Source organism: Cellulomonas sp. ICMP 17802, from assembly GCF_041295535.1.
GTDB lineage: Bacteria > Actinomycetota > Actinomycetes > Actinomycetales > Cellulomonadaceae > Cellulomonas.
In genome coordinates, this window is the sequence record NZ_JBGFQZ010000040.1 from 1 (window position 1) to 25,649 (window position 25,649).

Consider the following 25,649-nt stretch of genomic DNA (forward strand, 5'->3'; position numbering starts at 1 on the left):
CCCGCAGCCTCGGCCCCCCGGCCGGCCGCTGCCACCACCCCGGCGGCCCCCGCCGCAGCGACCCCCGCTGCGGCGAAGCCCGCCACGCCGAAGCCGAGCGGGACCCCGCGGCCTGCGCCGCGGCCCGGTCCGGCGAAGGCACAGACCAGCACGACGGCCTCGGAAGAGGCCAGCTGAACCAGCACGAACGGACGGCCCGGCCCACCGGTCGGACCGCACCAGACGAGTCGTACGAACCCGTGCGATGTGAACGACAAGGAGACACGGCAGCCATGCCGAAGAACAAGACGCACTCCGGTGCCAAGAAGCGCTTCCGGGTCACCGGGACCGGCAAGGTCATGCGCGAGCAGGCCGGCGGTCGCCACCTGCTCGAGCACAAGTCGAGCCGTCGCACGCGCCGCATCGCCGGCGACGTCGTCGTCTCCGCCGCAGACGCCCCCAAGATCAAGAAGCTGCTCGGTAAGTGACCCCGGGGGCGCTGCTGCGCCCCGGTCGCTGGACCCGAGCCTGAGACAAGCAAGGAGCATCACGTGGCACGCGTGAAGCGGGCGGTCAACGCCCAGAAGAAGCGCCGTACGACCCTCGAGCGCGCTGCGGGTTACCGCGGCCAGCGTTCGCGCCTGTACCGGAAGGCGAAGGAGCAGGTCACCCACTCCCTCGTCTACGCGTACCGCGACCGCAAGGTGCGCAAGCAGGACTTCCGCAAGCTGTGGATCCAGCGCATCAACGCCGCGTCCCGCGAGCAGGGTCTGACCTACAACCGCCTGATCCAGGGCCTCAAGCTCGCCGGCATCGAGGTGGACCGCCGCGTGCTGGCCGACCTCGCCGTGAACGACGCCGCGACGTTCGCGACGCTCGTCCAGGCCGCGAAGGCCGCCCTGCCCGAGGACGTCAACGCGCCGAAGGCTGCGTGACCCTCGTCAGCTGCTGACCCGACCGCCCGAACCCGCCGCCGCGGGGTCGGGCGGCGGTTCGGTGCACCCGGAGCCCCCGGAGCCACTGGCTCACGGGGGCTTCGTCGTGCCCACGTGACCCTCGCGCGCCGACGGGCGGGTGGGGCCTCCTCGCCGCGCACGCGATGATGTCCCGGTGAGCACCCCCACCCTGACCAACCCGCGGGCCGAGCGCGTCAAGGCGGTCCGGTCGTTGAGCAACCGGTCGGTGCGGCAACGGGCCGGGCGGTTCGTCGTCGAGGGGCCGCAGGCGGTGCGCGAGGCCGTGCTGGCCGCCGACGTGCACGACGTCTACGCCACGGACGAGTCGGCCCGGCGCTACCCGGAGATCATCGACGGCGCGAGGGACCGCGGCATCCGGGTGTCGATCGGCACGGCCGAGGTGCTCGACGCCATGAGCCCCGACGCGCAGCACCTCGTGGCGGTCGCGTCGCTCACGTCGCACGCGCTGGCCGACCTCGGCAGCCCCCGCCTGGTCGCGGTGCTGGCGAACGTGCGCGACCCGGGGAACGCGGGCACGGTGATCCGCGCCGCGGACGCCGCCGGGGCCGACGCGGTCGTGCTCGCCGGCGAGAGCGTCGACGTGCACAACCCCAAGGTCGTCCGGTCGACGGCGGGATCCCTGTTCCACCTGCCGGTGGTCACGGGCGCGGGCCTGGCGACGACGGTCGACGTCCTGCGGGCGGCGGGACTGCTCGTGCTGGCGGCGGACGGCGCCGGCACCTTCGACCTGGACGACCTGCTCGACGTCGCCGGTTCCGCGGAGGACGGGGTCCCCGACCTGAGCAGGCCCACGGCGTGGGTGTTCGGCAACGAGGCCTGGGGCCTGCGCGACGAGGACCGCGCGCTGGCCGACGCCGCGGTGCGCGTGCCGATCCGCGGCCGGGCCGAGTCGCTCAACCTGGCGACCGCGGCCACCGTGTGCCTGTACGCCAGCGCGCGGGCGCAGCGATGAGGCTGTTCGCCGCGGTGTGGCCCCCCGAGCCGGTGCTCGACCACCTGGACCTGGCGCTGGCGTCGGTGCGGGGAGCGCCGGCCGGCCTGTCCTCGGCGGTGCGCTGGTCGGCCCGCGAGACGTGGCACCTCACGGTCGCGTTCTACGGCGACCTGCCGGACGGGTCGGTCCCGGGGCTGACCGCCGACCTGGCGGAGGTGGCCGCGGGCATCGAGCCGTACGAGCTCGCGCTGCACGGCGCCGGCGTCTTCTCGCACCGCACCCTCTGGGTCGGCGTCGCCGGGGACCTCGCCCGGCAGCGGTCGCTCACGCACGGCTGCGTCGACGCGGGGGAGTCCGCCGGGGGCGCCACGGACAACCGTCCTCGCGACCGTCCGCACCTGACGGTCGGGCGGGTGCGGCCCGGCAGCGGCCCGCCCCGCCGTCGGTCGTCGCGCGCGGACCGCCCGGGCCAGCGGCCCGACGGCCAGGGTCCCGACGACGAGGACGTGGCCGCCGGGCTGGTGCGCGCTCTCGCGGTGTACGACGGTCCGCGGTGGCAGGTCGACGAGCTGCTGCTGGTCTCGTCGCAACCGGGGGCCGGCCGCGGCGGTGGCCCGCTGTACGAGACGGTCGAGACCTTCGCGCTCGGCCGGTAGCCGTGCCGTGGCAGGATGTCCGCATGACAGCGCGTGCGCAGGCGGCCGGTGGTCGCCGATTTCCCGGGCCCGTTCCCGGGCCGCGCTGACGCGCACCTGAGCAGGCCGTCCGCCGCTGGACAGGCCGCGCAGACCCGGATCGGGCGCCCCTAGACTTGTCCGCTGGCCGGGCGCCCGCGCGCCCAGAGGCCACAGCCGTGCCCGCGCCGGCTGCCCAGAACCTGCACTGGAAGGTCAGGATGTCCGACGACACCGCCCTGTCCCCGCTCGACGCCGCCGGCGTCGGGTCCGCCGTCGAGGAGGCGCTCAAGGCCCTCGCGGCCGCGACCGACCTCGACGCCCTGAAGACCGCCCGCCTCGAGCATGTGGGGGAGCGCAGCCCGATCGCGCTGGCCAACCGCGCCATCGGCGGGCTCGCGCCCGCCGACAAGGCCGTCGCCGGCAAGCTGCTCGGCCAGGCCAAGGGCCGGGTCGCCGCCGCGCTCGCCGAGCGCCAGGCGCAGCTCGAGGCCGAGCGCGACCTGCGGGTGCTCGACGAGGAGTCCGTCGACGTCACGCTGCCCACCGACCGCCGCCCGCGGGGCGCCCGGCACCCGCTGGAGACGCTGTCCGAGCGCATCGCCGACATCTTCGTGTCGATGGGCTGGGAGATCGCCGAAGGCCCCGAGCTCGAGGCCGAGTGGTTCAACTTCGACGCGCTGAACTTCGGCGTGGACCACCCGGCGCGGCAGATGCAGGACACGTTCTTCGTCGACAGTCCTGGTCTGGTGCTCCGGACGCACACCTCGCCGGTGCAGGCCCGCACGCTGCTCGAGCGCGACCTGCCCGTGTACATCGCGTGCCCGGGCAAGGTCTTCCGCACCGACGAGCTCGACGCCACGCACACGCCCGTGTTCCACCAGGTCGAGGGCCTGGCGGTGGACAAGGGGCTGACCATGGCGCACCTCAAGGGGACGCTGGACCACTTCGCGCAGGCGATCTTCGGGCCCGAGGCACGCACGCGCCTGCGGCCGTCGTTCTTCCCGTTCACCGAGCCCAGCGCGGAGATGGACCTCTGGTTCCCGCAGAAGAAGGGCGGGGCCGGCTGGATCGAGTGGGGCGGCTGCGGCATGGTCAACCCGAACGTGCTGCGCGCCTGCGGCGTCGACCCCGAGGTCTACTCGGGCTTCGCGTTCGGCATGGGCATCGAGCGCACCCTGATGCTGCGCCACGGCATCGCCGACATGCACGACATGGTGGAGGGCGACGTCCGCTTCTCCACGCAGTTCGGGACGGAGATCTGATGCCGCGCATCCCCCTGACGTGGCTCGCCGAGCACGTCGAGCTCCCCGCCGGCCTGACCGCCGAGCAGCTGGCGGCGGACCTGGTCCGCGTCGGGCTCGAGGAGGAGGCCATCCACCCCGCCGCCGTGTCCGGCCCGCTGGTGGTCGGCCGCGTCGTGGAGGTCACGCCGGAGCCGCAGAAGAACGGCAAGACCATCAACTGGTGCCGCGTGGACGTCGGTCCTGCGCACAACGAGGCCGGTGGCGACCCCCGCGGCATCGTGTGCGGCGCCCACAACTTCGTGGTGGGCGACAAGGTGGTCGTCGCCCTGCCCGGTGCCGTGCTGCCCGGGCCGTTCCCGATCGCGTCGCGCAAGACCTACGGGCACGTGTCCGACGGCATGATCTGCTCGGCGCGCGAGCTCGGCCTGGGCGAGGACCACGCGGGGATCATCGTGCTGGCGACCCTCGGCCTGGACCCCGAGATCGGCACGGACGCCCGCGAGCTGCTGGGCCTCGGCGACGAGGTGCTCGAGATCAACGTGACGCCCGACCGCGGGTACTGCTTCTCGATGCGCGGGGTCGCCCGCGAGTACGGCCTGTCGACCGGTGCCGCGTTCACCGACCACGGCCTGCCGTCGGGCGACCTGCCTCCCGTCGGCGGTGGCTTCGCGGTCGAGATCGACGACGCGGCCCCGATCGACGGCGTCCCCGGCGCGGACCGGTTCGTCGCGCAGATCGTCCGGGGCGTGCGGGCGAACGACCCGTCGCCGGCGTGGATGCAGCGTCGCCTGCAGCAGGCCGGCATGCGGCCCCTCGGGCTCGCGGTCGACGTGACCAACTACGTCATGCTCGACCTCGGCCAGCCCCTGCACGCCTACGACCTGGCGCACCTCGCCGAGCCGATCGTCGTGCGCCGGGCGAACGCGGGGGAGAAGATCCGCACGCTCGACGACGTCGAGCGCGTGCTCGACCCCGAGGACCTGCTCATCACGGACAGCCCGGACGGGGTCCGCGGCGCGCGCCCGATCGGGCTCGCGGCCGTCATGGGCGGCGGCGACAGCGAGGTGAGCGCGACGACGACCGACCTGCTGGTCGAGGCCGCCCACTTCGACCCGATCACGGTCGCGCGCAGCGCCCGCCGTCACAAGCTGCCCAGCGAGGCGGCCAAGCGGTTCGAGCGCGGCGCCGACCCCGCACTGCCCCCGGTCGCCGTCGCGCGGGCGGTCGCGCTGCTTGTCGAGCACGGCGGCGGGGTGGCCGACCCGCACCTCACCGACGTCGACCGGCGCGTCGAGGTGCCGTCCTTCGAGCTCGACCTCGACCTGCCCGCCCGGCTGGTCGGCGTGCCGTACACGGCCGACCAGGTGCGCGAGACGCTGGTCTCCATCGGGTGCTCGGTGAGCGACGCCGGCCCGGGGGTCGTGCGCGTGCAGGCGCCGTCGTGGCGCCCCGACCTCGTGGTCGGCGTGGACCTGGTGGAGGAGGTCGCGCGGCTGCGCGGGTACGACGAGATCCCGTCGATCGTGCCGCCCGCGCCGCCCGGCGCCGGGCTCACGGCCGAGCAGCGGACGCGGCGGTCGGTCGCGCGCGCCCTGGCCGAGTCCGGCCTGGTCGAGGTGCTCAGCTACCCGTTCGTCGGCACCGAGCAGCTCGACGCTCTGGGTCTGGCCGCCGACGACGACCGGCGGCGGGCGGTCCGCCTGGTCAACCCGCTGTCGGACCAGCAGCCGTTCATGCGCACCAACCTGCTGGTCACGCTGCTGGACACGGCTCGACGCAACGTCGCCCGCGGCGCGAGCGACGTGGCGGTCTTCGAGCTCGGCCTGGTGACGCGGCCCGTCGAGGGTGCGCCGGCGGCCCCGCGGCTGCCCGGCGGCGTGCGCCCGTCCGACGACGACCTCGCGGCGATCGAGGCGGCCGTCCCGCCGCAGCCGCGCCGGGTCGCGGGCGTGCTCGCGGGCCTGCGGGAGCCTGCCGGCTGGTGGGGGCCGGGTCGGCGCGTGGACCACACCGACGCGATCGCGTCCGCGCGGCTGGTGGCCGAGGTGGTCGGCGTCGAGCTGGTCGCCACGGCCGACGCGGACCACGCGCCGTGGCACCCCGGCCGCTGCGCGCGCCTGACCACGGCCGACGGCACGCTCGTCGGCCACGCAGGCGAGCTGCACCCGAACGTCGTCGCCGCCCTGGGGCTGCCGGCGCGGGCCGCGGCGTTCGAGCTCGACCTGGACGCGCTGCTCGCGGCCGCGTCGCCGGACCCCGTCCAGGCGCAGCCCGTGTCGACGTTCCCGGTCCTCAAGGAGGACATCGCCCTCGTCGTCGGGGACGACGTGCCCGCGGCCGACCTGCTCGACGCCGTGCGCGTCGGCGCGGTGTCGAGCCCGGCAGGCGACGTCGTCGAGGACGTCCGTCTGTTCGACGTGTACGTCGGTTCGCAGGCGGGTGACGGGCGCAAGTCGCTCGCGTTCTCGCTGCGGCTGCGCGCGGACGACCGCACGCTCACCGCGCAGGAGGCGGCGGCGGTCCGCGAGGCGGTCGTCGCGGAGGCGCACCGCAGGTTCGGGGCGACCCTCCGCGCGTGACCCCGTCGACAGAGCCCCCGCGACCGGACGGTCGCGGGGGCTCTGTCATCGCCGGGTCTCGCGCGGTCATGGGACGAGTTCACCCAATAGTTACCTGTGAGTAGTTGCGGCAAATCGGGCGATCCCGGAAGGTGGTCCCCGGCCGCCACGAGCGGCCGCTGACGTTCCCCGACGAAGGAGAGCCCGACGTGCGCCGTGCGATGAAGTCGATCAGCGGGGGCGTCGCCGCCCTCGCTCTCGTGGTGGCAGGGGCGGTGGTCGGGGCAGGGGCCGCGGACGCCGCCGTGGGGGCCACACCCCGCGTGCTGATCAACGAGGTGTACGGGGGCGGCGGCAACAGCGGCGCCACCTACACCAACGACTTCGTCGAGCTGGTGAACGCGACGAGCGCCCCGGTGGACCTGACCGGCTGGTCGGTCCAGTACGCGTCGGCGACCGGGGCGTCCTGGGCCACCACGCCGCTGACCGGCACGATCGCACCCGGCGCGGCCTACGTCGTGGTCGAGGCGGCCGGTGCCGGCGGGACCACCCCCGTGACCGGCGCCGTGACCGGCACGCTCGCCCTGAGCGGTACCGCGGGCAAGGTCGCGCTGGTCAGCTCCACCGCCGCGCTGACCTGCGCCGGGCTCGCCTGCCCGGTGCTGGACCAGGTGGTCGACTTCGTCGGCTACGGCAGCACGGCCACCGGCTACGCCGGCAGCGGCCCCGCGCTCGGCGCCTCCAACACCCAGTCGGTGACGCGTGACGCCACGCTGACCAACACCCCGAACAACGCGACCGACTTCACCGCGGCGAACCCGACGCCGGGCGTCGTGGGCGGCACGCCGCCGGCCACGCCGACGGCCGCCACGATCGCGCAGGTCCAGGGCACGGGCGCCACGTCACCGTTCGCCGGCCAGCCGGTCACCACCGACGGCGTCGTCACGGCGGCCTACCCGACGGGCGGGCTGAACGGCTACGTCATCCAGACGCCCGGCTCCGGCGGCGCCACGGACGCCACGCCGGGTGCGTCCGACGCGCTCTTCGTCTTCTCGTCCGCCACGGCCGGCTCGGTCGCGATCGGCGACCACGTGCAGGTGACGGGCCTGGTGTCCGAGTTCAACGGGCTGACCGAGATCACCGTCGCCGCCGCCGACCTGGTCGCGCTCCCCGCGGCTGCCGCGGTCACGCCGGTCTCGGGCACGTGGCCCACCACGGACGCCGTCCGCGAGGCGCTCGAGTCGATGCTGTTCCAGCCGACCGAGCCGTTCACGATCACCAACACGTTCACCACGAACCAGTTCGGGGAGGTCGGGCTCGCCTCCGGCGCGCTGCCGCTGCTGCAGCCGACCGAGGTCGGGCGTCCCGGGTCCGCCGAGGCGACCGCGGCCGCCGCCGACAACGCCGCGCGCGGCGTCGTGCTCGACGACGGGTCGTCCACCAACTTCCTGTCCGCGGCCAACTCGGGCCTCACGCCGCCGTACGTGAGCATGGCCAACCCGGTCCGCGTCGGTGCCGCGGCCACCGTGACCGCCCCCGTCGTCGTCGACTTCCGCAACAACGTGTGGAAGCTCAACCCGACGAAGCCCGGTCCGGCCGCCGTCACGTTCGAGAACGACCGCACGACGGCCCCGGCCGCGGTCGGCGGCGACCTGAAGATCGCCTCGTTCAACGTGCTCAACTACTTCACGACGCTCGGCGCCACGACCGCGGGCTGCACGTCGTTCAACGACCGCACGGGCGACCCCGTCACGGTCAGCTCCGGCTGCGCCCCGCGCGGCGCGTGGGACCCGGCCGACCTGCAGCGCCAGCAGGACAAGATCGTGTCCGCGATCAACGCGCTCGACGCGGACGTCGTCGGCCTCCTCGAGATCGAGAACTCGGCCACGGTCGACGGCGTGCCGGACGAGGCGCTCGGCACCCTGGTCACGGCCCTCAACGCCGCCGCCGGCTCCGACGTCTGGGCGTACGTCCCGTCGTCCACCGAGCTGCCGCCGGCCGCCGAGATGGACGTCATCACCAACGCGCTCATCTACAAGCCCGCGGCCGTCCAGCGCACCGGCCCCTCGCGCGCGCTCGGCACGCTGAGCGGCGACGACCAGGCGTTCGGCAACGCGCGCGAGCCCATCGGCCAGGTGTTCACGCCGGTCGCGGGCGGCAAGCCCTTCTTCGTCGCCGTCAACCACTTCAAGTCCAAGGGCTCGGCGGGTCCGTGGCCGGGCGACGCCGACACCGGCGACGGGCAGGGCGCGTCCAACGAGTCCCGCGTGCGCCAGGCGACGGCGCTGCGCGACTGGATCCCGACGGTGCAGGGCGCCGCGAAGGCGGTCGCGCTGGTCGGCGACTTCAACTCCTACACGCACGAGGACCCGCTGCAGACGCTCTACGACGCCGGGTACACGGACGCCGGGACCGCGCTGGCCGACGACCAGTACTCCTACTCGTTCTCCGGCCTGTCGGGCTCGCTCGACCACGTGCTGCTCAACGCCGCGGCGCTCAAGCGGGCCACCGGCGCGGACATCTGGGAGATCAACGCCGAGGAGTCCATCGCGCTCGAGTACGACCGGTACAACTACCACGGCACGCTCTTCTACGCGCCGGACGAGTACCGGTCGTCCGACCACGACCCGGTCGTCGTCGGCCTGGCCAAGGGTGTCTCCGCCAAGCCCGTCAACCTCACCCTGCTCGACATCAACGACTTCCACGGGCGCATCGACACCAACACGGTGAAGTTCGCGGGCACGGTCGAGCAGGAGAAGGCGGCAGCGATCGCGGCGGGCAACCCGGTCGCGTTCGTCTCGGCCGGCGACAACATCAGCGCCTCGCTGTTCGCCTCGGCGGTGCAGCAGGACCAGCCGACGATCGACGTGCTCAACGCGCTCGAGCTCAACGCGTCCGCGGTGGGCAACCACGAGTTCGACAAGGGCTTCCAGGACCTCACCGACCGCGTCATCGCCAACAAGACGAACGCGAAGTGGGACTACCTCGGGGCCAACGTGTACCTCAAGGGCACCACGACGCCGGCGCTGCCGGAGTACTCGATCATCGACATGGGCGGCGTCGCCGTCGGCGTGATCGGGGCCGTGACGGGGGAGACGCCGTCGCTGGTCAGCCCGGGAGGCATCACGCAGATCGACATCGGCGACCCGGTGGACGCGGTCAACCGCGTGGCCGCGCAGCTGAGCGACGGCGACGAGTCCAACGGAGAGGCCGACGTGCTCGTGGCCAGCTACCACGAGGGCGCCAGCGAGGGCCTGCCCAACGGCACGCTCGAGGACGAGGTCGCCCAGGGCGGCGCCTTCGCCAAGATCGTCGACGAGACCGCGGCCTCCGTGGACGCGATCTTCACCGGCCACACGCACCAGCAGTACGCGTGGGCCAGTCCGGTCCCCGGGAAGCCGGGTGCGACGCGCCCGGTCCTGCAGACCGGCAGCTACGGCGAGTACATCGGTGAGGTCGGGCTGACGTTCGACCCCAGCACCGGTGAGATCGTCGCGCACACGCAGAAGAACGTGCCCCGCCTGGTCGCCCCGGTCGTCGCCGGGAACACGCCGGCGCAGAACGAGGCGGCGTTCGCCGCGGCGCTCGTCGCGAAGTACCCGCGGGTCGCCCAGGTGAACACGATCGTCAGCGCCGCGCTCGCCTACGCGAACACCGTCGGGTCGGTCCCCGTCGGGTCGGTCACGAAGGACATCACGACGGCCTTCACGGGCGGCACGTACGGCCCGGACGGCTACACCGCCCCGGCGACCGCGCGTGACGACCGGGCGAGCGAGTCGAGCCTCGGCGACCTCGTCGCGAACGCGCTGCGGGACACGCTCGCGCCGGCCAACCTCGGCGGCGCGCAGATCGGCGTCGTGAACCCCGGTGGCCTGCGGGCCGAGCTGCTGTACGCCCCGGACGGCGTCATCACGACGGCCGAGGCCAACGGCGTGCTGCCGTTCGTCAACAACCTCTGGACCACGTCGCTCACGGGCGCGCAGTTCAAGGTGATGCTCGAGCAGCAGTGGCAGACCAACGCGGACGGCACCATCCCGACGCGGCCGTACCTGCAGCTCGGGCTGTCCGACAACGTGACGTACACGTACGACGCCGCCGCGCCGGCGGGGTCGCACATCACGTCCATCACGGTGAACGGGTCGCCGATCGACCCGGCCGCGAGCTACCGGATCGGCACGTTCTCGTTCCTGACCACCGGGGGCGACAACTTCCGGGTGTTCACGCAGGGGACCAACGCGCGCGACTCGGGCCTCATCGACCGCGACGGCTGGATCGCCTACCTGCAGGCGCACCCGGGGCTCGCCCCGGACTTCGCCCGCCAGGCGGTGGGCGTGCCCACGGTCCCGACGTCCGTCACGGCCGGCGACGCCCTGGCGTTCCCGGTGACCAAGCTGGACCTGACGAGCCTCGGCTCGCCGCTGAACACCAGCCTGGACGTGCGGCTCGACGGCACCTCGATCGGCACCGCGCCGGTCTCGGGGGGCAGCGCGAGCGTGTCGGTGACGATCCCGTCCGGAACCACGGCGGGTGCGCACACGCTCACCCTGGTGGCGAGCCCGAGCGGCACGACCGTGACCCTCCCGCTCACGGTCGCGGCGGCCGTGCCGTCGTCGACCACCACGCTCACGGCGTCGCCGTCGAGCCAGGTGTTCGGGTCCAGCAGCAGGGTCACGCTCACCGCGACGGTCACGGCCTCCGTGCCCGTGTCGGGGTCGGTGGACTTCGTCTCCGGCACGACGGTGCTCGGCACCGCCGCGCTGGTCGGGGGCAAGGCGACGCTGCGGCTCGCCTCGTCGACCCCGGCGGGGACGTACGCCGTCGTCGCGAGGTACGCGGGTGACGCGACCGTCACCGGGTCGCAGTCCGCGCCCGTGACGGTCGAGGTGACGAAGGTGACGACGACGACCGGGCTGACCGTGACCCGCGGCATCCTGTTCATCCCGTCGTTCGCCGTCGCCACGGTCTCGACGAACAACGGGAAGCTGCCCTCGGGCACGATCGAGATCCGTGAGGGCACCACGCTGGTCAAGCGGCTCGACGTGGTGCTCGGCGTGGCCATCGGCACGGTGCCGTCCGGTCGCCACACGTACACGGCGACGTTCGTCCCGTCCGACCCGGCGAACGTCTCGCCGAGCACGAGCGCACCGGTCAGTACCCGCTGACCGCACGCACCGAGGCCCGCGGCCCCCAGGGGGTGCGGGCCTCGGCCGTGCTCAGACCGCGGCCGGGACCTCGCGGGACAGCAGCGCGACGACGACCGAGCCGCCCTTGGTCGCCTGCTCGCCGAGGCGGTGGAACCCGAGGCGCTCGTGGAACGCCAGCGACTGCGGGTTGGGCGGCCGGAGGTTGACCTCGCAGGTCACCACGCCGAGCCCGAGCTCGCGCGCGCGGGCGTCGACGGCCGCGTACAGCAGCCTGCCGATGCCGAGCCCGTGGGCGCCGGGGGCCACGACGATGCGGTCGACATACAGCGAGCCCGGCACGTGCTCCGAGAACCAGCGGTAGTTCTCGCTCGCGTAGCCGGCCCCGGGCGCGAGCGCCAGGACGAACCCGGCGGGCTCGCCGTCGCGCTCGGCCACGAGGGCGAGGTCGCACACCGGCACGTGGGCGGTGAGCCCGTCGAGCCCGAGCGCGTTCACGGCGGGCACGGCGGCGTCGTTGAGGGCCGCGAGCGACGGCAGGTCGTCCGCCGTGAGCGGCCGGACCGTCAGATCGCGCACGAGTCGTCGACGCACGCGGCCGCGTCAGGGTCCGCCGTCGCCAGGGTCTGCAGCGGGTTGGCGTCGCGCCAGCCCGCCTCGAGCAGCTGGGTGAACACGTCGGCGGGCTGCGCGCCGGAGACGGCGATGCGGCGGTCGACGACGAAGAACGGCACGCCGGTCACCCCGAGCGCCCGGGCCTCGTCCTCGTCGGCGCGCACGGCGTCGGCGCCGAGGTCGCCGGCCAGGGAGGCACGCACCTCGTCCGCGTCGAGGCCGGCGTCGCTCACGAGGCGCACGAGCGTCTCGTCGTCGCCCAGGTCGGCGCCGTGCTCGAAGTGCGCGGAGAACAGCGCCTCGAGCGTCCGCTCGGCCAGCTCGGCGCCGCCCGTGGAGCGTGCGAGGTGCACCAACCGGTGCGCCGCGAACGTGTTGACGGCGAGTGCCCGGTCGAAGTCGTAGGCGAGTCCCTCGCCGGCTGCCACGGCGGTGACCTGCGTGAACATCTGCCGCACGCGGTCGCGGGGGATCCCCTTCAGCTCCGCGAGCGCGTCCATCTCCGGGCGGCCGGGTCCCACGGGGGTGTGCGGCGACAGCTCGTACGAGCGCCACGTGACCTCGACGTGGTCGCGGTGCGGGAAGTCCGCCAGGGCGGTGGCGAACCGGCGCTTGCCGATGTAGCACCAGGGACAGGCGATGTCCGACCAGATCTCGACGTTCAGCGTGCGGACGGGCGACAGGGTTGTCGTCACGGGATCAGCAGGACCTTTCCGGTGGTGGAGCGCGACTCGAGCGCGCGGTGGGCGTCGGCCGCGTCGGCCAGCGGGAACGTGGCGCCGACCCGCACGTCGAGGTCACCGGCGCGGACCGCGTCGAACAGCTCGCGCGCGCGCCAGGTCAGCTCGTCGCGGTCGGCGGTGTGGTCGTCGAGCTTCGGTCGGGTGAGGAAGACGGAGCCCGCGGCGTTGAGCCGCTGCGGGTCGAACGGCGGGACGGCGCCGGACGAGGCGCCGAACAGGACGAGGGTGCCCCGGCGGCGCAGCGAGGCCAGCGAGGCGTCGAACGTGTCCTTGCCGACCGAGTCGTAGACGGCGTGCACCCCGCGGCCGTCCGTGAGGGCGCGCACCTCGGCCGGCAGGTCGTGCGTGAGGTCCTCGAGCTCGCGGTACCGGATGACCTCGGCCGCGCCGGCCTCGCGCGCGAGGCGCTCCTTCTCGGCGCTGCCCACGGTCGCGATCACGCGGGCGCCGCGCTGGGACGCGAGCTGCGTGAGCAGGAGGCCGACGCCGCCCGCCGCCGCGTGCACGAGCACGTCGTGGTCCGGTCCGAGCGGGAACGTGGAGGTCACCAGGTAGTGGGCCGTCATGCCCTGGAGCGGGAGCGCGGCGGCGACGTCGTCCGAGACGCCCTCGGGCACGAGGAGGGCCTGCGACTCACGCACGATGACCAGCTCGGCGTACGAGCCGGGCGCGGTCGACCAAGCGACGCGGTCGCCGACGGCGATCTCGCTCACCTCGGCCCCGACCGCGACGACCTCGCCCGCACCCTCCGAGCCCACGACGTGCGGGAACGGGATCGTGTAGGCACCGGAGCGGCGGTAGGTGTCGATGAAGTTGACGCCGGCGGCGGCGACGCGGACGAGGACCTCGTCGGCGGCCGGCTCGGGGTCGGGGAGGTCGACCAGCCGGAGGACGTCGGGACCGCCCGGGGCGGTGGCCTGGATCGCGCGCACGATGGCGGCAACGCGGGCGCGCCGCGGCATCTTCCCGGATAGTCGTTCGTATCTTCGTGCATGCGCGTGTATGTTCATGCACATGACGTTCACGGTCGCGGTCGCGGGTGCCAGCGGGTACGCCGGCGGCGAGATGCTCCGCGTGCTCCTCGCGCATCCCGAGGCCCGGATCGGGACGCTCACCGCGCACTCGAACGCCGGCAGCCTGCTCGGTGCCCACCAGCCGCACCTGCGCTCGCTCGCGGACCGCGTGCTCGAGCCCACCGGCGTCGACGCGCTCGCCGGCCACGACGTGGTCGTGCTCGCGCTGCCGCACGGCGCCAGCGGCGCGATCGCCGCCGAGCTCGCCGCCCGCGGGGACACGGCCGTCGTGGTCGACCTCGGCGCGGACCACCGGCTCGTCGACGCGGCCGACTGGCAGGAGTTCTACGGCAGCCCGCACGCCGGGACCTGGCCGTACGGGCTGCCCGAGCTGCTGCACCCGGGGGAGCGGACCGCCGCCGGCCAGCGGGCGGTGCTCGCGGGTGCCCGCCGGATCGCCGTGCCCGGCTGCAACGTCACCGCCGTGTCGCTCGGGCTGCAGCCGGGCGTGGCCGCCGGGCTCGTCAAGCCCACCGACCTCGTCGCGGTCCTCGCCAACGGCTACTCCGGCGCCGGCAAGTCGCTCAAGACGCACCTGCTGGCCGGCGAGGCGCTCGGCTCGGCGCAGCCGTACGCGGTGGGCGGCACGCACCGGCACATCCCGGAGATCGCGCAGAACCTGCGGTCCGCCGGCGCGGCCGACGTGACCATCTCGTTCACGCCGACGCTGGTCCCCATGGCCCGCGGGATCCTGGCGACGGCGACGGCCCGCCTGGTCGAGGGCGTCGACCCGGCCTCGGTGCGAGCCGCGTGGGAGCAGACCTATGCCGACGAGCCGTTCGTGCACCTGCTTCCCGAGGGGCAGTGGCCGACGACGGCTGCGACGCTGGGTGCCAACACCGCGCTGGTGCAGGTCGCGGTGGACGAGCGCGCCGGTCGCGTGGTGACCGTCACCGCGATCGACAACCTGGTCAAGGGCACCGCCGGCGGCGCCCTGCAGTCGCTCAACCTCGCGCTCGGGCTGCCCGAGACGCTCGGCCTTCCTCTGGACGGAGTCGCACCGTGAGCACCGAGACGTTCGCCCTGCCCTCACCCGGCGTGACCGCCGCGGCGGGCTTCCGCGCGTCGGGCGTCACCGCCGGCCTGAAGGCGTCGGGACGCCCTGACCTCGCGCTCGTCGTCAACGACGGACCGTCGCAGGCGGCCGCGGCGGTTTTCACCACGAACCGCGTGGTCGGCGCCCCGGTGGTCTGGTCGCGCCAGGCGGTGTCCGACGGCGTCGTGAGCGCGGTCGTCCTCAACTCCGGCGGGGCCAACGTGTGCACCGGCCCCGAAGGCTTCCAGGACACGCACGCCACGGCCGAGAAGGTCGGCGCGGCCCTGGAGGTCTCGGCCGGTGACGTGGTCGTCTGCTCGACCGGCCTCATCGGCGAGCGGCTGCCCATCGACACGCTCCTCGCGGGCGTCGACCTGGCGGTGGAGGCGCTCTCGCCAGACGGGGGTCCCGACGCCGCGGTCGCCATCATGACCACGGACTCGGTCCCCAAGACCGCCCACCTGCACATCGACGGCGACCGTGGGCAGTGGACCGTCGGCGGCATGGCCAAGGGCGCCGGCATGCTCGCCCCAGGCCTGGCCACGATGCTCTGCGTCATCACCACGGACGCCGTGGTCGACGCCGAGACCGCTGCGGCGGCGCTGCGCACCGCGACGTCCGAGACGTTCGACCGCGTCGACTCCGACGGCTGCATGTCGACGTCCGACACCGTGACGCTGCTGATCTCCGGCGCCAGCGGCTCGGTCCCCGATCCGGCCGGCTTCACCGCCGCGCTCACGCAGGTCTGCGGCGAGCTCGCGCGGGCCCTCGTCGCCGACGCTGAGGGGGCGACGCACGACATCGCCGTGACGGTCATGGGCGCCGAGACACAGGACGCCGCGCTCGCGGTCGCCCGCGCCGTCACCCGCTCCAACCTGTTCAAGGCCGCGATGTTCGGCAACGACCCGAACTGGGGGCGCGTCCTCGCGCAGGTCGGCACCGTGCCGGAGAGCGTCGCCGCGTTCGACCCCGACCAGCTCGACGTCACCATCAACGGCGTCCAGGTGTGCAAGGCGGGCGGCGCGTTCCGACCCCGCTCCGAGGTCGACCTGGCCGCGAGCCGCGAGGTCCGCGTGCTCATCGACCTGCACGCCGGGTCCGAGCTGGTCACGGTCTGGACCAACGACCTCACGCACGACTACGTCCACGAGAACAGCGCGTACTCCACATGAGCGACTTCACGTTCAACACCCGCACGGACCTGCGCGCCGACCAGAAGGCCGAGGTCCTCATCGAGGCCCTGCCCTGGCTGCAGAAGTTCGCGGGCGCGCTCGTCGTCGTCAAGTACGGCGGCAACGCGATGGTCGACGAGGACCTCAAGCGGGCGTTCGCGCAGGACATGGTGTTCCTGCGCCAGGTCGGGCTCAAGCCCGTCGTCGTGCACGGCGGGGGGCCGCAGATCAACGCGATGCTCGACCGGCTCGGCATCGAGTCGGAGTTCCGCGGCGGGCTGCGCGTGACCACGCCCGAGGCCATGGACGTGGTCCGGATGGTGCTCACCGGGCAGGTCTCGCGCGAGCTCGTCGGGCTGCTCAACGCGCACGGACCGCACGCCGTCGGCCTGTCGGGCGAGGACGGCGGGCTGTTCCAGGCGCGCCGGCGCAGCGCGTTCGTCGACGGCCAGAGCGTGGACATCGGGCTGGTGGGCGACGTGGTCAAGGTCAACCCGGGCGCGGTGCTCGACCTGCTCGACGCCGGCCGCATCCCCGTGGTGTCCACCGTCGCGCCGGACATCGACGACCCCACCCAGGTGCTCAACGTCAACGCGGACACCGCGGCCGCCGCCCTCGCGGTGGCGCTCGGCGCGCGCAAGCTCATCGTGCTCACCGACGTCGAGGGTCTCTACACGCGCTGGCCGGACAAGGGCTCCCTCGTGCGCCGCCTGAGCGCCAGCGCGCTCGCCGAGATCCTGCCCGGGCTCGACGCCGGGATGCGCCCGAAGATGGAGGCCTGCTGGCGGGCCGTCGAGGGCGGGGTCGGCCGCGCGCACGTGATCGACGGCCGTGCACCGCACTCGATCCTGGTCGAGGTCTTCACCTCCGACGGCATCGGCACCATGGTCCTGCCCGACGAAGAACCGGCCGACGCGCCGTTCACCGCCCCCGTGCCGGTCGTCCCGCACGCCGAGAACGAGGTGTCCGCATGACCGTCGAGAACATCACCGCGCGGGCCCGGCACCGGTCGCCGGAGAGCCCGGACGCGTCGCTCCCGGTGCCCGCCACGGACGGCTCGGTGGCGCAGTGGACCGACCGGTACACCCACGCGGTGATGGACACGTTCGGTGCGCCGCAGCGCGTGCTGGTCCGGGGCGAGGGCGTCTACGTCTGGGACGCCGACGGCGCGCGCTACCTCGACCTGCTCGGGGGCATCGCGGTCAACTCGCTCGGCCACGCGCACCCCACCCTCACGGCGGCGATCAGCGCGCAGCTGGGCACGCTGGGCCACGTCTCCAACTTCTTCGGCAGCCCCACCCAGATCGCGTTCGCCGAGCGGCTGCTCGACCTCGCCGGTGCGCCGGCCGGCTCGCGGGTCTTCCTGACCAACTCGGGCACCGAGGCCAACGAGGCCGCGTTCAAGCTCGCCCGCCGCAACGGCGGCGCCGACCGCCCGCGGATCCTCGCGCTCGAGGGCTCGTTCCACGGCCGGTCGATGGGCGCGCTCGCCCTCACGCACAAGGCCGCGTACCGCGAGCCGTTCGAGCCCCTGCCCGGCGGGGTCGAGTTCGTGCCGTTCGGCGACACCGCGGCGCTCGAGGCGGCGTTCGCCGAGGGTGGCGACCGGGTCGCGGCGTTCTTCGTCGAGCCGATCCAGGGCGAGGCGGGCGTCCGCCCGCTGCCGCCCGGCTACCTCGCGCTCGCCCGCGAGCTGACGGCCCGGCACGGCGCGCTGCTGGTCCTCGACGAGGTGCAGACCGGCATGGGCCGCACCGGCGCCTGGTTCGCGCATCAGCACCCGCACCTCGGCGGCGGGATCGTGCCCGACGCGGTCACCGTGGCGAAGGGCCTCGGGGGAGGGTTCCCGGTCGGCGCTCTCCTCGCCTACGGCGAGAGCACGGCCACGCTCCTCGGCCGCGGCCAGCACGGCACCACGTTCGGCGGCAACCCGGTCGCGTCGGCGGCGGGCCTGGCGACGATCGCGGTGATCGAGCGCGACGGCCTGCTCGCGCACGTCCGTGCGCTGGGCGCCACGCTGCGCGAGCGGATCGCCGGGCTGGGTCACCCGCTGGTCGGCGAGGTCCGGGGCGAGGGGTTCCTGATCGGGATCGAGCTCACCGCGCCCGTCGCCGCGCAGGTGGCGGCCCGGGCGCTCGAGGCCGGCTTCATCGTCAACCCGTGCACGCCGTCCACGATCCGGCTCGCGCCGCCGTTCCTGCTCACCGAGGACCAGGCGGGCACGTTCGTCGACTTCCTCGCCGCCGTCCCGCAGGACCTGTCATGACCCGGCACTTCCTCCGTGACGACGACCTGAGCCCCCGCGACCAGCGCGCCGTCCTCGAGCTCGCGCTCGCGTTCCGCGACGACCGGTTCATCCGGACGCCGCTCACCGGCCCGCGCGCGGTGGCCGTCATCTTCGACAAGCCCACCCTGCGCACCCAGGTCTCGTTCACGGCCGGGATCGCGGAGCTCGGCGGCTTCCCGCTGAGCGTCGACGGCAAGCTGGCCAAGATCGGCGACCGCGAGTCGATCGAGGACACCGCGCGCGTGCTCGGCCGGCAGGTCGCGGCGATCGTGTGGCGCACGTTCTCCCAGCACCGGCTCGAGCAGATGGCCGAGCACTCGGGCGTGCCGGTGGTGAACGCGCTGACCGACAGCTTCCACCCGTGCCAGATCCTCGCGGACCTCGCGACGATCGCCCAGCACCGCGGGGGAGTCGCGGGGCTGGCGGGGCGCACGCTGGCCTACGTCGGCGACGGCGCGAACAACATGTCCCACTCCTACCTGCTCGGCGGCGCCACGGCGGGCCTGCACGTGCGGATCGGCACGCCCGAGGGCTACCTGCCGGACGCGACGATCCTCGCGGACGCCGCCGCGATCGCCGAGAGCACGGGCGGCTCGGTCTCCGTCGTGCACACGCTCGCCGAGGCCGTGACCGGCGCGGACGTCGTCGCCACGGACACCTGGGTGTCGATGGGGCAGGAGTCCGAGGCCGCCGACCGGGAGACGCCGTTCGTCCCGTTCCGCGTCGACGCGGCCGCGATGGCCCTGGCCAAGCCCGACGCCCTCGTCCTGCACTGCCTGCCCGCCTACCGCGGCAAGGAGATCACCGCCGAGGTGCTCGACGGTCCCCAGTCGGTCGTCTGGGACGAGGCCGAGAACCGCCTGCACGCCCAGAAGGCCCTCCTGTCCTACCTGGTGGAGGGGGCATGAGCGTCACCGTCCCGCACACCAAGGCGGCGCGCCACGCGCTGGTCGCCTCCCTGCTCACGCGCGGCTCGGTGCACTCGCAGCAGCAGCTGGCCGAGCTGCTCACTGCCGAGGGCGTCACGGTCACGCAGGCGACGCTGTCGCGCGACCTCGTCGAGCTGCGCGCGGTGAAGATCCGCACCCCGTCCGGTGCCCTGGCGTACGCGGTGCCCGCCGAGGGCGGCCTGCAGACCCCGTCGGCCGGTCCGGACGAGGAGATGCTCGCGGCGCGGCTGGCCCGGCTCTGCACCGAGCTCCTCGTCACCGCGGAGGCGTCGGGCAACCTGGTCGTCCTGCGCACCCCGCCCGGGGCGGCCCAGTTCCTCGCCTCCGCCATCGACCACTCGATCCTGCCCGCCGTCCTGGGCACCATCGCGGGCGACGACACCGTCCTGGTCATCGCCCGCGAGGGCGAGACGGGCGCGGCGCTGGCCGCGCGGTTCCTCGCCCTGGCCACCGACGCGCCCTCGCGCACCCGTCCGACAGACTGACCCCCAGCAGCCCTCGTCCTGCAGCACGCACACATCGAAGAGAGAAGAACATGACTGAGCGCGTCGTCCTCGCCTACTCCGGCGGCCTGGACACCTCCGTGGGCATCGGCTGGATCGCCGAGGCCACCGGTGCCGAGGTGATCGCCGTGGCGGTCGACGTGGGCCAGGGCGGCGAGGACCTCGACGTCATCCGGCAGCGCGCGCTCGACTGCGGTGCGGTCGAGGCATACGTGGCCGACGCCCGCGACGAGTTCGCCACCGAATACTGCATGCCCGCCCTCAAGGCCAACGCGCTGTACCTCGACCGGTACCCGCTGGTCTCGGCGCTGTCCCGCCCGGTCATCGTCAAGCACCTCGTGCGGGCCGCGCGCCAGTTCGAGGCGACCACGGTCGCGCACGGCTGCACCGGCAAGGGCAACGACCAGGTCCGCTTCGAGGTGGGCATCACGTCGCTCGCGCCCGACCTCACGTGCCTCGCGCCCGTCCGGGACCTCGCGTTGACCCGCGACAAGGCGATCGAGTTCGCGACGCGCAACGCGCTGCCGATCGAGACCACGAAGCACAACCCGTTCTCCATCGACCAGAACGTCTGGGGCCGCGCGGTCGAGACCGGCTTCCTCGAGGACATCTGGAACGGCCCGACCAAGGACGTCTACACGTACACCGACGACCCGACGTTCCCGCCGGTGGCCGACGAGGTCGTCATCACGTTCGAGGCCGGCGTCCCGGTCGCGCTCGACGGCGTCCCGGTGACGCCGCTGCAGGCCATCCAGGAGATGAACCGCCGCGCGGGCGCCCAGGGCATCGGCCGGATCGACATCGTCGAGGACCGCCTGGTCGGCATCAAGTCCCGCGAGGTCTACGAGGCGCCGGGCGCGATCGCCCTGATCGCCGCGCACCAGGAGCTCGAGAACGTCACCGTCGAGCGCGAGCAGGCCCGGTTCAAGCGGGGCGTCGAGCAGCGCTGGACCGAGCTGGTCTACGACGGCCAGTGGTTCTCGCCGCTGAAGAAGTCGCTCGACGTCTTCGTCGACGACACCCAGCGGTACGTGTCCGGCGACGTGCGGATCGTCCTGCACGGCGGCCGCGCGACCGTCACGGGTCGCCGCTCGGACGCCAGCCTGTACGACTTCAACCTCGCCACGTACGACACGGGCGACTCGTTCGACCAGTCGGCAGCCAAGGGCTTCATCGAGATCTACGGCCTGTCCTCCAAGCTCGCCGCTGCGCGCGACGTGCGGTTCGGCAACGGCGTGGACCTGGGCACCCAGGGCGGGATCACGAGTGCCTGAGGACGCCCCGCTCGCCCTCTGGGGCGGCCGGTTCGCCTCCGGGCCGGCCGCCGCCCTGGCGGACCTGTCGCGGTCGACGCACTTCGACTGGCGGCTCGCCGACGTCGACATCACCGGGTCGGTCGCGCACGCGCACGTCCTGCACACCGCCGGCCTGCTCACCGACGACGAGGTCGCCGCGATGGTCGCCGCCCTCGAGCGGTTGCGGGCCGACGTCGCGAGCGGGGCCTTCGGTCCGGCGCCCGACGACGAGGACGTGCACACGGCCCTCGAGCGCGGCCTGATCGAGCGGGCCGGGGCGGAGGTCGGCGGCAAGCTCCGCGCCGGCCGGTCGCGCAACGACCAGATCGCGACGCTCGTGCGGATGTACCTGCGCCGCGAGGCGCGCACGCTCGCCGGCCTGGTCCTCGACGTGGTCGACGCGCTCGTCGCGCAGGCCGCCGCCGCGGGCGACGCGCCGATGCCGGGGCGCACGCACCTGCAGCACGCCCAGCCGGTGCTGCTCGCGCACCACCTGCTCGCGCACGCGTGGCCCCTCATGCGCGACGTCGACCGCTGGATCTCGTGGGACTCCCGGGCGGCGCTCTCGCCGTACGGCTCCGGTGCGCTGGCGGGCTCGTCGCTGGGCCTCGACCCCGCCGCGGTCGCGGCCGAGCTGGGCTTCGACGGCCCGGTCGAGAACTCGATCGACGGCACCGCGTCGCGCGACGTCGTCGCCGAGTTCGCTTTCGTGGCGGCCATGCTCGCGGTCGACGTCTCCCGGCTCGCCGAGGAGGTCGTGCTCTGGTCCACCAAGGAGTTCGGGTTCGTGCGCCTGCACGACGCGTACTCGACGGGGTCGAGCATCATGCCGCAGAAGAAGAACCCGGACGTCGCCGAGCTCGCGCGCGGGAAGGCCGGACGCCTCATCGGGGACCTCACGGGCCTGCTGGCGACGCTCAAGGGCCTGCCGCTCGCGTACAACCGCGACCTGCAGGAGGACAAGGAGCCGGTGTTCGACCAGGTCGACCAGCTCACCCTCCTGCTGCCCGCGTTCGCCGGCATGGTCGCGACCCTCACGTTCGACACCGACCGCATGGCGGCGCTCGCGCCCCAGGGCTTCTCGCTCGCGACGGACATCGCCGAGTGGCTCGTGCGGCAGGGCGTGCCGTTCCGCGTCGCGCACGAGGTCGCGGGCGCGTGCGTGCGGGCGTGCGAGGAGCACGAGCCGGCGATCGAGCTGTGGGACCTGACCGACGACGAGCTAGCCGCGATCTCGCCGCACCTGACCCCGGGGGTCCGCGACGTGCTCACGGTCGAGGGGTCGTTGGCGTCGCGCTCGGCCGTCGGCGGCACGGCGCCGTCCGCGGTGGCCACCCAGCTGGCCGACGCTCGCGCCCGGGCGGAGAGCCTGCGGGCGTGGACGACGGCGTGACGCCGGCCGAGCAGGTCGTCGCGACCGTGCGCGCGCGCCCGCCGCGGCTCGGGCCCGTCCGGCTCGTGTGCGTCGACGGACCCGCGGGCTCGGGCAAGTCCACGGCCGCGGCCGCGATCGCCGCCGTGGCCGGTCCGACCAGCACCGTGCTGCACCTCGACGACCTCTACGAGGGCTGGTCGGGCCTCGAGGGCTCGCTGTGGCCGCGGCTGGCCGCGCAGGTCCTCGAGCCCCTGCGCCGCGGCCGGCCCGGCCGCTACCAGCGCTACGACTGGCCCACCGGCGCGTTCGCCGAGTGGGTCGACGTGCCCGTGCCCGACGTCCTGGTGCTCGAGGGCTGCGGCTCCGCGCGCCGTGCCGCCGACGCCGTCGCCGTGCTGCGGGTCTGGGTCGAGGCGCCGGCGGACCTGCGGCTCGAGCGGGGCCTGGCGCGCGACGGGGCGGACGCCCGCGAGCACTGGCTCACGTGGATGGACGAGGAGTCTGCGCACTTCGCCCGCGAGCGGACGCGCGAGCGCGCCGACCTCCGCCTCGGCGCCTACGGGGCGCTCGTGCCGGCCGAGCACTGAGCGTGCCCGCGTGGACCGAGCCGCGTGGCGCCGGGGTCGTGCGGCAAGATGAGCGCGTGAGCACGTCGTCGGAACCGCTGGTGACCCCGGACGCCGCGGACCCGCGCGCGCTCGTGGCGGTCCCGGCGCGCGTCTGGTTCAGCCGCGAGGTGCACGCCGTGGCCCGCGACCTGCTGGGCGCGTACCTGACCACCCGGTCGCCCGAGGGCGACGTGACGCTGCGGATCACCGAGGTCGAGGCGTACGGCGGTGCCGACGACCCCGGCTCCCACGCGTACCGCGGCCGGACCTCCCGCAACGCCGTGATGTTCGCCGAGCCGGGCCGCCTGTACGTCTACCGGCACCTCGGGCTGCACCACTGCCTCAACGTGGTCGCCGAGCCCACCGGCCGGCCCGCCGCGGTGCTCCTGCGCGCCGGCGAGATCGTCGAGGGCATGGACCTCGCGTGGCGGCGACGGGAGGCCGTCGGCGTCGTCGACTCGGAGCGCCAGCTCGCGCGCGGACCTGCGCGCCTCGCGGTGGCCCTCGGCCTCGACCTGCGCGCCAACGGCGCCGACCTCACGGAGGCCGGCGGCGACATCGTGCTGCACCGCCACCAGGTCGTCGCGCAGCCGACGCACAAGAGCGGTCCACGGGTGGGCGTCTCGGGTGCGGGCGGCGAGGGCACCAGGTTCCCCTGGCGCTACTGGCTGACCGACGAGCGCACGGTCTCGGCGTACCGCCCGGCGTATCGCGCGCCGGCGTCGACAGACGTCCCGTGAGGGACGACGACGCCGGCCAGCCGCCCTCGGCACCACCGACCGTCCTGCCCGCCGTGCTCTTGCCGGCCTACTGCCTGGAGACCTTGTGAACCACATCCTCGACGAGCTCGAGTGGCGCGGGCTCATCGCCCAGACCACCGACCTCGACGCCCTGCGCGACGCCCTGTCGGCCGGTCCCGTCTCGCTCTACTGCGGGTTCGACCCCACGGCCCCGAGCCTGCACATCGGCAACCTCGTCCAGATCCTCACCGTGCGCCGGCTGCAGGACGCCGGGCACACGCCCTTCGGCCTGGTGGGCGGGGCGACCGGGCTGATCGGCGACCCGAAGATGGCGGGGGAGCGCACGCTCAACGACCCGTCCGTCGTGTCGGGCTGGGTGGAGCGGATCCGCAAGCAGATCGAGCCGCTGCTCCGCTTCGACGGCCCGCGCGCCGCGACCATGGTGAACAACCTCGACTGGACCGCGCCGCTGTCCGCCATCGACTTCCTGCGGGACGTGGGCAAGCACTACCGCCTGGGCACGATGCTGGCCAAGGACACGGTGGCCCGACGCCTGAACAGCGACGCGGGCATCAGCTTCACCGAGTTCAGCTACCAGATCCTGCAGGGCATGGACTACCTCGAGCTGTACCGCCGGCACGGGATCACGCTGCAGACCGGCGGCAGCGACCAGTGGGGCAACCTGCTCTCGGGCGTCGAGCTGATCCGCAAGGCGGAGGGCGTCGCCGTGCACGCGCTCACCACGCCGCTGATCACCAAGGCCGACGGCACCAAGTTCGGCAAGACCGAGACCGGCACCGTCTGGCTCGACCCCGAGCTCACCACCCCCTACGCGTTCTTCCAGTTCTGGCTCAACGCCGACGACGCCGACGTGGTCCGCTACCTGAAGGTCTTCAGCTTCCGCACGCGCGACGAGATCGACCAGCTCGCCGACGCCGTCGCCACGCGGCCGGCGGCGCGCGAGGCCCAGCGGGCGCTGGCCTACGAGGTGACCTCGCTGGTGCACGGCGCCGCGGCGGCCGACCAGGTCGTCGCGGCGAGCCAGGCGCTCTTCGGCCGCGGCTCGCTGGCCGACCTGGACGCCGCGACGCTCGCCGCCGCCGTGGCCGAGCTGCCCTCCGCGCCCGGTGCCGCCGGCGACGCGATCGCGGACCTGCTCGCGGCCACCGGTGTCGTCGCCAGCAAGGGAGCGGCCCGGCGAGCGATCGCCGAGGGCGGTGCCTCCGTCAACAACGTCCGGGTGGCCGCCGAGGACGCCGTGCTCACCGCCGACGACCTCCTGCACGGCCGATGGGCGGTCCTGCGTCGCGGCAAGCGCACGCTCGCCGTGGTCGACGCGCACGCCTGAACCGGACACTCCGGACGACGAACCCCCGCGCCGCTCGCCGGCCGCGGGGGTTCGTCGTCTCGATCAGGCCTCTGACCTGCACGTCGACTGCTCCGGGACGGTCTGGTGACCGGGGTCACCGCGACGGGATTTGCACGTCGCCGCAACACGCGCGTAATGTTCTCGATGTCGCCCGAGAGGGAGGAACGGACACCGCGGATCGAACCACGGTGGCTGGTCCCTAGGGTGGCCACCCCCGCACGTGTTGACAGGCGCTTCGTGCGCCCTGAAGCCGTCCGGGGACGGGCTCCAGGCCCGCAGCCAGCTGCCCGACAGGGTGGCGGGAAGCGGCCGAAAAGCCAGGTAGGATTCAGAACGACAAAGCCTCTCGGATGAGATCGAAAGATCTCGAGGA

At 73.9% G+C, this 25,649-nt stretch carries 22 protein-coding genes; 18 read left to right on the top strand and 4 right to left on the bottom strand.

The window, feature by feature from the left end; translation table 11 throughout:
- The coding region (locus AB5970_RS17915; protein ID WP_370505308.1) for a hypothetical protein at window positions 1–185 on the bottom strand (185 nt) is incomplete at its 3' end.
- 87 nt (window positions 186–272) lie between these two features.
- Between AB5970_RS17915 and rpmI the strand changes: the two genes are divergently transcribed.
- The 7 genes from rpmI (at window position 273) to AB5970_RS17950 (ending at window position 11,531) form a co-directional block, all read left to right on the top strand.
- On the top strand, window positions 273–467 hold the full coding sequence (rpmI, locus tag AB5970_RS17920) for a 50S ribosomal protein L35 (protein ID WP_370505309.1): 195 nt from the start codon (window positions 273–275) through the stop codon (window positions 465–467).
- 63 nt (window positions 468–530) lie between these two features.
- Window positions 531–914 (top strand): 50S ribosomal protein L20, encoded by a 384-nt coding sequence (rplT, locus tag AB5970_RS17925; protein WP_146847295.1) that lies wholly within the window; start codon window positions 531–533, stop codon window positions 912–914.
- Window positions 915–1,089: 175 nt separating this feature from the next.
- Window positions 1,090–1,908: a TrmH family RNA methyltransferase gene (locus tag AB5970_RS17930; protein WP_370505310.1), complete on the top strand. Its 819-nt coding sequence runs from the start codon at window positions 1,090–1,092 to the stop codon at window positions 1,906–1,908.
- Window positions 1,905–2,546 carry an RNA 2',3'-cyclic phosphodiesterase gene (gene thpR, locus AB5970_RS17935; RefSeq protein WP_370505311.1) on the top strand — a complete coding sequence of 214 codons (642 nt, stop codon included), beginning with the start codon at window positions 1,905–1,907 and terminating at the stop codon, window positions 2,544–2,546. Before AB5970_RS17930 ends, thpR begins: the two co-directional genes overlap by 4 nt.
- A 239-nt stretch (window positions 2,547–2,785) precedes the next feature.
- Window positions 2,786–3,829, top strand: a complete 1,044-nt coding sequence (gene pheS, locus AB5970_RS17940) for a phenylalanine--tRNA ligase subunit alpha (protein ID WP_370505312.1) — start codon at window positions 2,786–2,788, stop codon at window positions 3,827–3,829.
- The gene (gene pheT, locus AB5970_RS17945; protein WP_370505313.1) at window positions 3,829–6,390 is read left to right on the top strand and encodes a phenylalanine--tRNA ligase subunit beta; all 2,562 of its coding nucleotides are present in this window, start codon (window positions 3,829–3,831) and stop codon (window positions 6,388–6,390) included. Before pheS ends, pheT begins: the two co-directional genes overlap by 1 nt.
- 200 nt (window positions 6,391–6,590) lie before the next feature.
- Window positions 6,591–11,531, top strand: a complete 4,941-nt coding sequence (locus tag AB5970_RS17950) for an ExeM/NucH family extracellular endonuclease (RefSeq protein ID WP_370505327.1) — start codon at window positions 6,591–6,593, stop codon at window positions 11,529–11,531.
- A 51-nt stretch (window positions 11,532–11,582) separates the two neighbouring features.
- Here AB5970_RS17950 and AB5970_RS17955 read toward each other — a convergent pair whose 3' ends face one another.
- Genes AB5970_RS17955 through AB5970_RS17965 form a run of 3 tightly spaced genes read right to left on the bottom strand, consistent with a single transcriptional unit; the run spans window position 11,583 to window position 13,800 of the window.
- Window positions 11,583–12,089, bottom strand: coding sequence for a GNAT family N-acetyltransferase (locus AB5970_RS17955; protein WP_370505314.1), 507 nt, complete (start codon window positions 12,087–12,089; stop codon window positions 11,583–11,585).
- Window positions 12,077–12,820, bottom strand: coding sequence for a DsbA family oxidoreductase (locus AB5970_RS17960; protein ID WP_370505315.1), 744 nt, complete (start codon window positions 12,818–12,820; stop codon window positions 12,077–12,079). The genes AB5970_RS17955 and AB5970_RS17960 overlap by 13 nt, the downstream gene beginning before the upstream one ends.
- Complete coding sequence (locus tag AB5970_RS17965; RefSeq protein ID WP_370505328.1) at window positions 12,817–13,800, bottom strand: quinone oxidoreductase family protein; 984 nt, start codon at window positions 13,798–13,800, stop codon at window positions 12,817–12,819. Before AB5970_RS17965 ends, AB5970_RS17960 begins: the two co-directional genes overlap by 4 nt.
- 82 nt (window positions 13,801–13,882) lie before the next feature.
- On the opposite strand from AB5970_RS17965, the gene argC reads away from it, so the two are divergent.
- The 11 genes from argC (at window position 13,883) to tyrS (ending at window position 25,255) form a co-directional block, all read left to right on the top strand.
- Window positions 13,883–14,947 (top strand): N-acetyl-gamma-glutamyl-phosphate reductase, encoded by a 1,065-nt coding sequence (argC, locus tag AB5970_RS17970; RefSeq protein ID WP_370505316.1) that lies wholly within the window; start codon window positions 13,883–13,885, stop codon window positions 14,945–14,947.
- Window positions 14,944–16,149, top strand: coding sequence for a bifunctional glutamate N-acetyltransferase/amino-acid acetyltransferase ArgJ (argJ, locus tag AB5970_RS17975; protein ID WP_370505317.1), 1,206 nt, complete (start codon window positions 14,944–14,946; stop codon window positions 16,147–16,149). The genes argC and argJ overlap by 4 nt, the downstream gene beginning before the upstream one ends.
- Complete coding sequence (gene argB, locus AB5970_RS17980) at window positions 16,146–17,123, top strand: acetylglutamate kinase (protein WP_370505318.1); 978 nt, start codon at window positions 16,146–16,148, stop codon at window positions 17,121–17,123. The genes argJ and argB overlap by 4 nt, the downstream gene beginning before the upstream one ends.
- The gene (locus AB5970_RS17985) at window positions 17,120–18,415 is read left to right on the top strand and encodes an acetylornithine transaminase (RefSeq protein ID WP_370505319.1); all 1,296 of its coding nucleotides are present in this window, start codon (window positions 17,120–17,122) and stop codon (window positions 18,413–18,415) included. Before argB ends, AB5970_RS17985 begins: the two co-directional genes overlap by 4 nt.
- Window positions 18,412–19,344: an ornithine carbamoyltransferase gene (argF, locus tag AB5970_RS17990; protein ID WP_370505320.1), complete on the top strand. Its 933-nt coding sequence runs from the start codon at window positions 18,412–18,414 to the stop codon at window positions 19,342–19,344. Before AB5970_RS17985 ends, argF begins: the two co-directional genes overlap by 4 nt.
- Window positions 19,341–19,871 (top strand): arginine repressor, encoded by a 531-nt coding sequence (locus tag AB5970_RS17995; protein WP_370505321.1) that lies wholly within the window; start codon window positions 19,341–19,343, stop codon window positions 19,869–19,871. Before argF ends, AB5970_RS17995 begins: the two co-directional genes overlap by 4 nt.
- A 50-nt stretch (window positions 19,872–19,921) precedes the next feature.
- The gene (locus tag AB5970_RS18000; protein WP_370505322.1) at window positions 19,922–21,163 is read left to right on the top strand and encodes an argininosuccinate synthase; all 1,242 of its coding nucleotides are present in this window, start codon (window positions 19,922–19,924) and stop codon (window positions 21,161–21,163) included.
- Window positions 21,156–22,577 carry an argininosuccinate lyase gene (gene argH, locus AB5970_RS18005; protein ID WP_370505323.1) on the top strand — a complete coding sequence of 474 codons (1,422 nt, stop codon included), beginning with the start codon at window positions 21,156–21,158 and terminating at the stop codon, window positions 22,575–22,577. The genes AB5970_RS18000 and argH overlap by 8 nt, the downstream gene beginning before the upstream one ends.
- Complete coding sequence (locus tag AB5970_RS18010) at window positions 22,562–23,146, top strand: uridine kinase (RefSeq protein ID WP_370505324.1); 585 nt, start codon at window positions 22,562–22,564, stop codon at window positions 23,144–23,146. Before argH ends, AB5970_RS18010 begins: the two co-directional genes overlap by 16 nt.
- A 56-nt stretch (window positions 23,147–23,202) precedes the next feature.
- Entirely contained in the window at window positions 23,203–23,907 is a 705-nt protein-coding gene (locus AB5970_RS18015; protein WP_370505325.1) for a DNA-3-methyladenine glycosylase, read from the top strand.
- Between the two features lie 85 nt (window positions 23,908–23,992).
- On the top strand, window positions 23,993–25,255 hold the full coding sequence (gene tyrS / locus AB5970_RS18020) for a tyrosine--tRNA ligase (protein WP_370505326.1): 1,263 nt from the start codon (window positions 23,993–23,995) through the stop codon (window positions 25,253–25,255).
- Window positions 25,256–25,649: the final 394 nt, after the last annotated feature.